At 44.9% G+C, this 12,155-nt stretch carries 11 protein-coding genes; 2 read left to right on the top strand and 9 right to left on the bottom strand.

Annotated features, from left to right (window positions below):
* Positions 1 to 2: 2 nt before the first annotated feature.
* The 8 genes from EKM67_RS01910 to EKM67_RS01945 form a co-directional block, all read right to left on the bottom strand.
* The gene (locus EKM67_RS01910) at positions 3 to 482 is read right to left on the bottom strand and encodes a hypothetical protein (protein ID WP_125576734.1); all 480 of its coding nucleotides are present in this window, start codon (positions 480 to 482) and stop codon (positions 3 to 5) included.
* A 156-nt stretch (positions 483 to 638) separates the two neighbouring features.
* On the bottom strand, positions 639 to 1,526 hold the full coding sequence (locus EKM67_RS01915; RefSeq protein WP_125576736.1) for an alpha/beta hydrolase: 888 nt from the start codon (positions 1,524 to 1,526) through the stop codon (positions 639 to 641).
* Positions 1,527 to 1,807: 281 nt separating this feature from the next.
* Positions 1,808 to 4,342: a M1 family metallopeptidase gene (locus EKM67_RS01920; protein WP_125576738.1), complete on the bottom strand. Its 2,535-nt coding sequence runs from the start codon at positions 4,340 to 4,342 to the stop codon at positions 1,808 to 1,810.
* Between the two features lie 188 nt (positions 4,343 to 4,530).
* The gene (locus tag EKM67_RS01925; protein WP_125576760.1) at positions 4,531 to 6,144 is read right to left on the bottom strand and encodes an FAD-dependent oxidoreductase; all 1,614 of its coding nucleotides are present in this window, start codon (positions 6,142 to 6,144) and stop codon (positions 4,531 to 4,533) included.
* 464 nt (positions 6,145 to 6,608) lie between these two features.
* A complete protein-coding gene (locus EKM67_RS01930; RefSeq protein ID WP_125576740.1) occupies positions 6,609 to 7,586 on the bottom strand; it encodes a helix-turn-helix transcriptional regulator in 978 nt (325 codons plus the stop codon).
* Between the two features lie 271 nt (positions 7,587 to 7,857).
* Positions 7,858 to 8,250, bottom strand: a complete 393-nt coding sequence (locus EKM67_RS01935) for a hypothetical protein (protein ID WP_125576742.1) — start codon at positions 8,248 to 8,250, stop codon at positions 7,858 to 7,860.
* A 75-nt stretch (positions 8,251 to 8,325) separates the two neighbouring features.
* The gene (locus EKM67_RS01940) at positions 8,326 to 8,877 is read right to left on the bottom strand and encodes a chromate transporter (RefSeq protein ID WP_125576744.1); all 552 of its coding nucleotides are present in this window, start codon (positions 8,875 to 8,877) and stop codon (positions 8,326 to 8,328) included.
* Positions 8,874 to 9,425: a chromate transporter gene (locus EKM67_RS01945; protein WP_125576747.1), complete on the bottom strand. Its 552-nt coding sequence runs from the start codon at positions 9,423 to 9,425 to the stop codon at positions 8,874 to 8,876. Before EKM67_RS01945 ends, EKM67_RS01940 begins: the two co-directional genes overlap by 4 nt.
* A 128-nt stretch (positions 9,426 to 9,553) precedes the next feature.
* Between EKM67_RS01945 and EKM67_RS01950 the strand changes: the two genes are divergently transcribed.
* Both EKM67_RS01950 and EKM67_RS01955 read left to right on the top strand, forming a co-directional pair.
* A complete protein-coding gene (locus EKM67_RS01950; RefSeq protein ID WP_125576749.1) occupies positions 9,554 to 10,435 on the top strand; it encodes a LysR family transcriptional regulator in 882 nt (293 codons plus the stop codon).
* Positions 10,436 to 10,570: 135 nt separating this feature from the next.
* Positions 10,571 to 11,554 carry a choloylglycine hydrolase family protein gene (locus EKM67_RS01955; RefSeq protein WP_125576752.1) on the top strand — a complete coding sequence of 328 codons (984 nt, stop codon included), beginning with the start codon at positions 10,571 to 10,573 and terminating at the stop codon, positions 11,552 to 11,554.
* 62 nt (positions 11,555 to 11,616) lie between these two features.
* Here EKM67_RS01955 and EKM67_RS01960 read toward each other — a convergent pair whose 3' ends face one another.
* The gene (locus EKM67_RS01960; protein ID WP_225417276.1) at positions 11,617 to 11,943 is read right to left on the bottom strand and encodes a DUF6290 family protein; all 327 of its coding nucleotides are present in this window, start codon (positions 11,941 to 11,943) and stop codon (positions 11,617 to 11,619) included.
* Between the last annotated feature and the right edge of the window lie 212 nt (positions 11,944 to 12,155).

Consider the following 12,155-nt stretch of genomic DNA (forward strand, 5'->3'; position numbering starts at 1 on the left):
CCTTACTGAGCAGTCGATGAACTGGTTGCTGGCGCCGATGTTGAACTCGACGAGGTACTGGTACTACTTGCCGAGCTGCTCGAACTGTTGGCACCGGTCGAACTACTGCTACTTGAGTGAGACGGCGTGCTACTCGAACTGGTATCGACCGACGAACTACTTTCAGAATTATCTGTGGTATTCTCACTATTATCTGTTGCCGAACTGCTTGAAGCGCTTGAATCCACCGAGCGGCTCGATTCTTCAGAGCTCTCTGAAGAAGACGACTCCGATTTCGACGAGCTAGAACTTGCACTCGACAGACTACTCGAACTCGAATTTTTCTTAGCTTTAATACTGCTAACTGTTTGCGAATATTCCTCACTGGACTGCGGTTTGGCCGTGGCATCTGTCGACGTGTGCACGATGTTGATCAACGACAGTGCCAAGACGATCGAAACCAATGATGCCGGTGAAATTAAGGGTGGCGTGCGATAAGCCATACAGTAAATCTTCCTTTCGAATTTTCATTCTCTTTCATTGTACGCCCTAAATATGGCGGAGATAGGTGTAAATGCTTAAAAAATCCTGAAGGTTTCAGAAAAAGTGTACCTGATTTGCTGGAATTTCAAAAATCGTCCTCCTCAACAAAACTCATCCTATTTCAAATACCGCCGGAAGAAATTAAGTTCATCTTCATTGCACTGTTTGGCAAGCTCATCACGTTGGTCAATATGGAAAACATGTCCGCGTGGATTTTGATCGTCGCCATACATATGGATTTCGTGGAAAATCTGTTTGGCGCGCAAGAATCCGGCCAACTGCCAAGCATTATTGCGCAAGAAGTCATTATTGGCCGTCATGAGAAAAATCGGCGGTAATTCAGGCGTCAGAAAATTTTCAACTTGTAAATCAGTCTGGTGGTCACGCACAACCTCTTCTGGAAAATAGGCGGCTGGTCCGTCGGTGATCATGCCTGGGTCGCCGATGAAATAAGCACCACAATTTAATGCCGCCGCGCGAATTTTCAATTGAGGAAGCTCATAGTTGAAATAACGTCGATAAGTTGGATCGGTGTAGATCGCCAAAATCTGTTCGCCCATTTGACCACCCGCGCTGTCCCCGACGATGAAAACGTGGTCGGTATCGAGATCATAGTCGTCTGCATGCGCCGCCAACCAGTGGAAGACGTCATTAATATCATCGAGCGCACTCGGATAAGTGACTTCTGGGCCTAAGCGATAATTCGCGTTGATCACGGCAAAACCATCTTTAGCCAAGCCGAGTCCATAAAATTGATAGGTTTCTTTGGTGCCATAAACCCAACCACCGCCGTGAATATTGACGATCACGGGAATCTTTGCGCCATGCTGTTTAGGCAAATAAACATCCAGCAAATTATATTGGGAATCATTCCCATACTGTAAGTCATTCACACGGGTTACTTCAGGAATCTCCGTGGGCAATCCAGCATCGCGGCGATCATCGCTTTGTCGCCATTGTATCCGAATCTGAGTCACTTGTGCGCTCAAAGAATCTTTTGACATACGCATCCACACTTTCATCGAGTTGAGAAAACACTCGTTACTTTATTATACGTTGTTTGTCAGGACTTAGCCAAAATAGCGCTGGGCGAAAATGACTAGTCATCAACACGATGGCCGACACTCATGATTTTCGCACAAAAAATGACGTTCAGATTTTATCAACAAAATCTGAACGCCATTTGAAAGTTTTTCTGACAATACGGTACTCACTTAAAACTGTTTATCTCAATTTTTAAGAAAAACGTCAGATTCTGAATCTAAGTCTTTTCCCCAAAAATATCTTAATCGACCGCGTTGGCAACCGCTGCATTAACCGCAGCTTTTTCGTTTTCAATCAAATCAACGCGACTTTCGATAACTTTCGTGTCCATCTTGATTTCACGAGTTAAACCTGGTGTGTTCAACTTAGGTTCGAAGAAAGTCTTGAATTCAGCCAAACGTTCTGGTGTGTGGAATACGCGAGAAGTCACCGTGATGTATGAAGAGAACTCCATATCGCCACCTAATGATTCACTGAGCCAATCCCAGCTCTTGCGGAACCAATCCCACGCTGCTTGTTGACCATCGTTGTTTGCTAAAACGCCATAATACCATGAACGTAAATCTTGGGGCTTAACTGTTTCAGCATCTTTGAATTTAGCAACGACCAATTCAATCAAATCAGAATCAGTCGTGTTAACGATGGCTGCACGCAAACTTTCTTTGTAGCCAGGATCAACGGTTTGACGATATTCGGCAAATAATTCGTTGACTAATTCGGCACTACCGAAGTTTTTAACTTCATTACGCAAGACATACACACGCACGTCAGCAGGTAAGCTAGCGAGCTTATCACGATGTGTTTTGAAGAGGTCGTGTGCCGACGCAATGGCATCCACGTTCTTGGCATAGAGTGCGGCGTTCAGAACGTAAGGACGCGTTAATTGATCGTCGTTAGATTCGTCAGCTTTCGCCAACCAACCCAAACGAGCCACTTGATCTGAACTCAATTGATCGAAGAAGGCTTGTAATTGTTGCTCCTCGGCAGAATCAGGTTCAACAAATTGCTTCAACGTATTGGCAACCTGGTATAAAGCCGAGTTGACAATTGCGGATTGACTGTTGGCAAAGCGTGGCAATAATGGCACGATCGTCGCATAAGAAACTTGACGGCCATCAGCTAATAAGCGCAAGTCTTGCAAAATTTGCAATTGAGAAACTGGATCTAAGGCATCAACATTCTTTAAAATATCTGCTAATAATTGATCATCGTATTTAACAATGAAGTGAGAATTGTCGCCGACATTTAAACGGAATGGTTCGCCACTGGCTTCACGTAAATCTTGATAGTTGCCAACCGTGATACTTTGTTCCGTCAACAATTCTGGTACAGCATCATAATTGCTGCTCAAAGGCACTTGCCATTGGCGACCAACTTCTTTGCCTTCACCGACAAAGAATTGTTTTTGTGACAAGGTTAATTGACCATTGACTACTTCTGCGGTAACCACTGGATAACCTGGCTGTTCCAACCATGACTTCATGATCGCGCCAACATCCATGCCAGAAGCATCACCTAAAGCCGCCCATAAATCTGCACCAGTGGCATTGCCATACTGATGAGCCGTGAAGTAATTCTTCAAGCCTTTGCGTAAAGCATCGTCGCCGATCAAAGCGCGAACCATGACTAACATCCGTGAGCCCTTAGCGTAAACGATCGCGCCATCGAACAACGAATCGATTTCTGCGGGATCTTCAACTTCAACGTGCACAGACTGAACGCCATCAGTGGCATCACGTTGCAAAGCAGCGGGTGCTTCTGAGGTTTGGTAAGTTTCCCAAATGTGCCAATCTGGTTCGAGTGCATCAACAGACAAATATTCCATCATGTTGGCGAAACTTTCATTCAACCAAAGATCGTCCCACCACTTCATCGTCACGAGATCGCCAAACCATTGGTGAGCCAATTCGTGCGTGATAACAGTTGCAACGTATTGTTTTGCTGATAATGTCGTGTTGTCTGGATCGAGCAAGAGCGCAACTTCACGATAAGTGACCAAGCCCCAGTTTTCCATGGCGCCTGCAGAAAAGTCTGGTAAAGCCAATTGCCATGAATGTGGCAATGGATAAGGTGTTTGATAGAAATCTTCATAGAATTCGATTGCGCGTTTGGCAATATCTAGTGGGAAATCCAACTCTTTTGGTTGATGTGCTTTCGTGGCAAATACACCGACTTGAACACCGCTCTTAGTTGTCGTTTGCTTGCCTTGCAATTCACCAAAGGCAAACGCAATCAAATAAGTCGACATTTTAACCGTCGTGTCAAAATAATGAACGCCGTTTTCAAAGCGAACTTCTGGCATGTTGGCCAAAGTCACTTCGCCTTCATGCTCATCATACTTGATGGCAACGTCGAAAGTAGCCTTTGCTTCTGGTTCGTCAACAGAAGGGAAAGCTTGGCGAGCAGAAGTTGTTTCGAATTGAGTACCGATAATTTGTTTCTTAACGCCATCGACTTCGTAATATGACGGATAAATACCCATCATTGTGTCCGTTAATTTAGCCGTATAAGTGATTTCTAGTGTCACTTCACCAGCTTTAGGCAAAGTGATTCGAATGGCTTCGGCAGCATCGTCAACAGTAAATGGCACCGATTGCCCGTCAGCCAAAACAGATTCGATCGTTAAATATTTCTGATGAATTGAAATCGATTCAGTTTCAGCTAAGCCCGTAATCGCTGTTTTACCGGAGATTTTTTTAGTTTCACGGTTAATATCGATATAGACATTGTAATGCGTTGGTTTGAATACCTGATAAAAATGTGTTAATTCTGCCATGATTTCTCCTTTTGTTCTTAGAATAGATTCATTATACAACTTTGGGCCCCTCAAAGACTAGCTATTAATTGCGTGTTAGTCACGAATTAAAAATATGATCATTATTTTTTTCCATGCTAAAATAAGACATTACGCAAATCCCACATCAGTGTTCAAGAACCGCACAGCTTTGAAAACACATTTAAAAGTCATTCTTGAATCAACCAGGCATCGATCGATTTCCCGGCTAAAATTCGCGCCGCATTGTACGGATTCAATCCCTGACGATAGGTGATATAAACTTGACGATCCGTGGGAATTTCGGCTAAACGATCCCGCAGTTCACTCAGCGGAATATTCACGGTGGCCTGTACACTTCCCATCGCTGGTTTGTTTAATTCGCGAATATCTAAGAAGAATGCGGTCTCGAGGTCTTTAGCAGGAATATCTGTCAGCTTGATCGAGCGTACGCGATTGCTCATCTGATTAATGGCAACATAACCGACCGTATTGACTGGATCGCGCGTGGTCGAATAAGGTGGCGAATAAGGCAATTCTAAATCCGGTAGATCAAAAACCGTCAATTTACCCGTGATCGCGGCAGAAAGTTCACCGATCCGCTTATCAACCTCGCGTTCGCCGACTGCCTGAGCCCCGAGGATCTTGCCAGTTGCGGTTTCGAAAATTAATTTTAAATTTAATCGCTTCGCTTCTGGATAGAAGTTGGCGTGATCAAATGGGGTGATCAAAACTGTTTTGTAGTCCGTGATCCCAGCTGATTCCAACGTGTGCTCAGTATAGCCGACGAAGCTCATGGTCAAGTCAAATATCTTCGCCACACCCGTTCCGATGAAACCGCGATACGTTAACTTCTCACCATGAATAATGTCCGCCAACAGATGGCCTTGCCGATTAGCGGCACTTGATAACAAACTCGGAATCGGCAAACCGGAAATATAGCTGGTGGTCTGAACGACATCCCCTATTGCGTAAATATCCGGCATATTGGTGGCTAATTTTTCGTCGACAATAATATGTTGATTGTCCGCCAGTTGAATACCTGCAGCCGCTGCCAATTCACTATTTGGCTGGACCCCCGTGGCGAGAATCAACAAATCGGTCTGCAAAGTTGTGCCATCACTTAAGATTAATCGATGTCCCTGCTCTTGGATTTCAACAACCGTCGTGTCTAATTTAAGTTGCACGCCGTTCTTTTCTAACTCAGCCTCGATAATTTGCGCTAGCTCTGCGTCATACGGATACGCCACGCTTGCGAGTCGGTCGATCACCGTCACTGCCAACCCTCGCTGCCGGAAATTCTCCGCAATTTCCAAGCCCGCCGCTCCGGCACCAACAATTGTTGCCCGTCGCGGTTGTTTCAACTCAATAAACGTTTTGATTTTGGTCGCGTCGGTGACGTTACGTAGCGTAAAGCCGTTCGTCATCGTGTCGATCCCCTTGATCGCTGGCAAAACCGCTCGCGTGCCGGTTGCCAATATTAGGACATCGTAGTCTTCTTGACGACGTTCCTGCGTTTCCAAATTGATAATTGTCACCTGCTTGGCAACGGGATCGATTTTGGTCACCTCATGATGGACCCAGACATCAATATTATTCTTCACCTTCAATATTTCTGGCGTCCGCTCGATCAACGAATCCAAATCGGTGATCGTGTCGCCTAAATAATAAGGCAAGGCACAACTCGCATACGAAATATGCGCGCCTCGTTCAACTAACAAAATCTGAATACTTTCATCTAATCGCCGCAACCTGGTGGCAAACGACGGGCCACCAGCCACACCGCCAATCACGATTACTTTCATCATGCGACCTCCCCTGATCGATCATAACTCAATAGAATCATCTGTTCAGAGCCATCTTAGCATAGATTGAGCTGGTTTTGGAAGCGGTTTTATTCACAACTTAAAATTGGCCAAATAAAAACAGATCAGCTTTCCAAACTAAGTTGGAAAGCTGATCCGTTGGCAGTCATTTCGTCGACTAATCGACGCCATAACATTACGGTGGTTATCTATTAGACACACTGTCTGAGGATGACTCATCCTTAGAAATATCGCAGAATCGTCTGAGGTGATTTGCAAACTATTTCAAAGATGCAATCAATCGTTCTCATCCCCCTTAAATAGTGGTCTGTTTCTTTCGTCATCTACGATCAGTCAATGCAGCTGAGGTAGCACCGACATTCGTATTTGGACAACCACATTGTAGCAGATGATAGCGACACATAATGTCGTTTTTGCGACCGTCATCAAATTTTTTTATTTTTTTATTCCTGATAGCGCTGATAACTCGATTGCAGAATTCCTTTGATCTCGTCAACAACGCTTGCTGGACTGACCACTCGTAAAATTGTCGACTGACCTAGCAGCCACAGTCGCACACCGGCGGAATATTCAACATCGATCTGTAACAGATAGACCGAAAATGGATACTGATTCTTTTTGTCGAGTTTCTTAATGATTTTGCAGGAGGGGAACTGATCGATCACATAATCGACGAAGCCATAATATTCAAATTGAATGCGCGTTTTCTGACCGGAATAAGCATACGCCGTGATCGGCCGTTTCAAGCCCTCTTCGTAACGAAATCCTGGTTTAATTTCGACTTGATCGGCTAATTTTTTGATATTTTCGATCCAATCAATTCGACAAGTCACGTATTTTTTTATCGTAGGTTCGAGTCCAACCAGGAACAAATAATAGTTATCGAAAAATATCGAAGTTGGTCGCATGATCACTTTTTCAACGGTCGGTTTTTCGGTAGCTTCATAATTTGTGTAGTCGAAGCGAATCAGTTGACCTTCACAAATCAATTTTTCTAACTGCCACGTTTTTCCTGCCCGCGGTTGTTGGTCCTTGAGGGTGGTCATAAAGGTGAATTCGTTGCGAATGCTCTCGCTGATCACGGCGCGTTCATTCGGAGGCGTCAAGGTAAGCAACTCATCCACCAATGCATCCATTTCTAAATGAGACAGCGCGCGACTTGCCAACAATATCTTCAGCAGTAAATAAACAAATTTCGGCTCAAGGCCGCCGATCCGCTCCAATGAATAACGGCTGGTCGTCGTATCATAATCGATTTTCTGATCCGTATAAAAGTCGGCCAGTGCCTCTTTAACAACTTTAATATCCCGCTGCGCCGAGCGTTGACTGATCTGATACGTTTGGGCAATATCTTTCGTCGAAAGTGGTCGATTCTCCAACAATGCAATGAAAATATCGACGATCCGCTTCTGTGTGCTCATGTGCTTACCTCCTCGAATTGCGTTTAACGTTGCTGAGGAAAATTAATAACTCAAAACGGCATGTGTTGAACAAGTTCTGATTTAAAATATCAAACTTGAACGACATCACATGACGCATAAGCCGATTATAATTTAAAAATAAGCACTTTCAAACAAAATTAACTTCATCTGTGCGCATTGAGCAATTCAAAAAACCAGACCATGATCAAAATGGGCTGGTTTTAAAAACTGATCATCATCGTCGCTGATTTCGAGAACGCAACTTGACGATTCAGCGCGCGTTTATGGCATTGATACAAACCAAATAGCAGGCAAAATCGCCGAATCGTTTGCGATTGGCTTGCGGCGTCCCCAATGAATTCACTAAATCAGTATTCCAACCTTGCTGTTCCATGTATCGCGTTAAAATTTGTAAAGCTGACATGAAGGCATTGTGATGTTCCGTCCGCTTCTGATCGACTGCTCTTTTTTCCGCCGGGCTCGCAATACTCCAATTGGCGCGGATATTGGCGTACTGATTCGCGGCAACGATGGCTTCCATGAATAGTTCGTCGAAATCAGCATCATGAAATTTTGAATAGCTGTTGATGGCGTCATATATTTTCACGGCGTCTGCAAAGGAAAGATGGTCTTTATTTTCAAGGTAATTTTCGTAAGTCTGCATCGTTATGCTCCATTCATCATCAGTTTAGCGCGGAAAATTTCTTCTTCAGTTATTATAGCTTTCTGATTGGCTCATCTACAAATAATAACTCACGCCGCCGATCACACCCGCAATCAGCAACAGCCAAATCGGATTGAGCTGATAACGCAAGTCAAGAAATAAAATGAGACCCATCACCAGAATACTGGTCCAATCGATACCGATGAACTGCCAGTGCTTAAAATCTGACCCACCAAAAATAATAACCCCCGCTAGCGACACGGCCACTGCCAGAATCAAGCCCACCGAAGCCGGTTTGATACCACTGATGATCGAATTAAATAGTCGGTTAGCATTCAACTTTTTTTCAAAATGTAAATAAAGCGGCACGATGATCAGTGAGGGAACACTCACGGCTAATGTTGCCGCTAAAGCCGTGCTCAAACCGCCGTAGAGCTGTCCTACATAGGTTGCCGAGTTGATGGCAATCGGTCCGGGAATCAGTCCGTCTAGCGCGTTTAAATCGGCAAATTGCGGCACCGTCATTCCGAATTGCTCGGCTTCCTGATAAATCAGCGACAGCATCGCGTAACCACCACCAAAGCCGAGAAAGCCAATTTTGAGGAAGGCCAAGATAATGGCGATCATGATTTCGCCCCCGTTTTAAAAAGCGTCGTCAAAATTCCGACTACGCCTGCCGCAATGATCAACAGGGGCGCGCTCACCAAATTAAATAGCGTCAATAAAAAGCAGCCGACTGCCAATAAAATTGTGGTGACATCACGCAAATTATATCGTGCCAAACTATAAGCCGCACTGAATAAAAAAGCTGCTGAAGCCGCGCGAATCGCCGCCAAGATACTCAAAATAACGCCTTGCTGCGGCAATGACTGATACAACCCCGTCGCCGCGGACATTAACACAAACGCCGGTAAAATTGCCCCAAAACCGGCCGCCAACATGCCCGAGGTACCATTTATTTTTTTGCCGATAAAACAAGCGTTGGTCAACGCGATCACACCCGGAAAAGTTTGCGATAAGGTGGTGTACTCATACAATGTTTGCCGCTCGATCAGCTGGTGCTTCACACATAATTCCCGCTCGATCACGGGTAGCATCGCCATCCCACCGGAAAACGTAAACGTCCCCGCAAATAAGTAAACTTTAAACAAAAGCCAATTTTTATGCTGTGTCATTTAGGGACTCCTTATTAGTTGATCACTCAACCTTATTCTGCACGATATACTAAGTATAACGGAGTCAGACGTTGACTAAAAATATATATTTAGTAAACTAAGTATAACTATCAAGTTAAGGAGACAACATGAATATTCGTCAACTAGAAATTTTCACATCGGTTGCAGAAACCGGCTCGATCACCAAAACCGCTGCGCAACTCTATCTCAGCCAACCCGCCATTTCCAAAACAATCAGTGAATTAGAAATGAGTTTAAACGTCACGCTATTCGATCGCATTGACAATCGCCTCCACCTCAATCCAGCAGGACGCGCCTTTCGCATTCAGGCCACGCAATTATTGACTGACTTTAATACTTTGGAAAATTTCGGTGCTGAGCAAGCGATCGCATTACCTTTGCGTGTTGGCGTCAGTTTAACTTTCGGTCAGCACGCCTTGCCGATTGCGATCACCGACTTTCGCAAGACGCATCCGCAAACACCACTGAAACTTTACGCCGAAAATGTACAACAGATCAAACGGCGCTTATTGGATGGCGATATCGACCTTGCTTTCATCGAAGGCTTCGAATCCAGCCGCTCATTTGTCACGGAAGCCATTTCAACCTATCACTTATTATTGGTGGGCGCGCCAACCTTGGATGTACCGGAAACGCCACTGACGAAACGGCAACTCCTACAGATACCGTTCCTATTGCGTGAGCCCGGCAGCACCCTCCGCGATTGTTTCGACGAACGCATGCATCACCTCGGACTAGAAATCGAGCCACTTCTCGAAAGCATCAACACCGAAGTCCTGATCAGCGCCGCTCAATTCGGTTTAGGCGTCACCATTTTGCCAGAACCACTGGCACGACCTTATCTTGAGCAAAATAAATTACGCGTCATCAAATTGGCTGGCGCGAAAATGCAGACCATCAATTACGCCATCCATTTGAAAAATCGACCGCTCAATGCTGCCCAGCAGGACATGATCGATTGTTTTAAACGCGTCGAACAAATTGACTAACACTAGGCACGTATTCAGTCACCGATCCTTTTTAATCTTGTTGCAAAGTGCTAAACTGAAACAAATTATACGTGTATTTGCAAGTTCCATCATAATCTCAGCGACTGTAAACACGACCAGAAAGTGTGACTCAGAATGTGTACAAGCTTAACTTACGAGGATGCCCAGGAAAATTGGTACTTAGCGCGAACGATGGATTTCGGTTTTGAACTCGGCGGTCGACCCGTCGTGATTCCTCGCCACCATCATTTCGACACCGACGCCACTGATCAAGGCTTCGATACCAATTATGGTTTCGTCGGCGCCGGTCGAAATTTGAACGGGTATATTTTAGTCGACGGTGTCAACGAGAAAGGCGTTGGCGCCGCCGCCTTATACTTCAACGAATCCGTTTATGCCGAGCAGCCTCAGAACGGCGCGATCAATATTGCCTCCCACGAAGTTTTGAATTGGATTTTAGGCAACGTCTCAAGCATCGCCGACCTCAAAGAAAAATTCAGTCACGTGAATATCGTGGCCGTTCCCAATAGCCTCTTGAAAATCGTCGTGCCCCTACACTGGATCGTCGCCGACCGCACCGGCGCAAGCGTCGTGATCGAGCAACAAGCAGACAGCGTTAAAATTACCGATAATCCAGTCGGTGTCATGACCAACTCGCCCGAATTCGATTGGCATTTAAAAAATCTTAATAATTATGTACAGCTCGATCCAGCATTGCATAGTGAAAAACCATACGGCAAATTTACCGCCAACGGTTTTGGTGCCGGCACTGGCGCGCTGGGTTTGCCCGGCGATTACACCTCTGTGTCGCGTTTTATTCGGACCGCATTTACACGCCAGTATGCCGAAACGGCCAAGGATTCCAGCGCAGCCATTAATACACTCTCGCATATTTTGAACAACGTCGAAATTCCCAAAGGCGTCAAAATCCAAGCGGATGGCGATTTCGATTACACCCAATATCGCGGCTACATGAGCCTGGCAGAACCTGTGTTTTACATGCAGCCTTATGCTGATCAGACGATTACTAAAGTTAGATTAACGGAAGAATTGCTGAATGGCGACGCGCCCGTGGAATTTCCATTGAAAACACAACAACGGTTTGATGAAGTGAATTAAGTCTAAAATAAAAATAAGATCAGCTAAAATAGATTTCACTCATTTTAGCTGATCTTATTTTATTAGTCCCTATAGACATCATTCCGTTTGGCGGCCTTCGCCACCAAAACAATGAACTGATTATCTTGAATATCGGCAATGATCCTGAAGCCACCAACGCGATAACGCCAAAAAGCCCCACGATCTCCTTCTAGCGCCTTGCCCCAGGCCCGCGGATTATTACTACCTTCATCAACACTAGCTACTGCGTCACGATAATCTTGTTCATCTTCCATTCGATCGAGAATTGTCTGGCGCATGAACGTTGTCACAGAAACACCGTAGAAAGCGGCAGTTTCCTTTATTTCATCATACTGCTCATCTTTAAAACGTAATGAAGTCACCGGCATAATCAAAACCTCCTTGAATGCGTCTAGTATAACACGGGTTAGACTTCGTTTGCAGTCTATTGAATTACCTCTATACTTTATAAAACATGAAATTGACTCAGACCGATTATGGGAAAAATATTTGTATAAATTGACGAAATTATTGTTCCCGAGTTTACAATTCAAGTGCAACACCCTGTGACCTAGACCAGAGTAGACAAAAAGGCCATGAA

The organism is Lapidilactobacillus mulanensis (assembly GCF_003946215.1).
Classification (GTDB): Bacteria; Bacillota; Bacilli; order Lactobacillales; family Lactobacillaceae; genus Lapidilactobacillus; species Lapidilactobacillus mulanensis.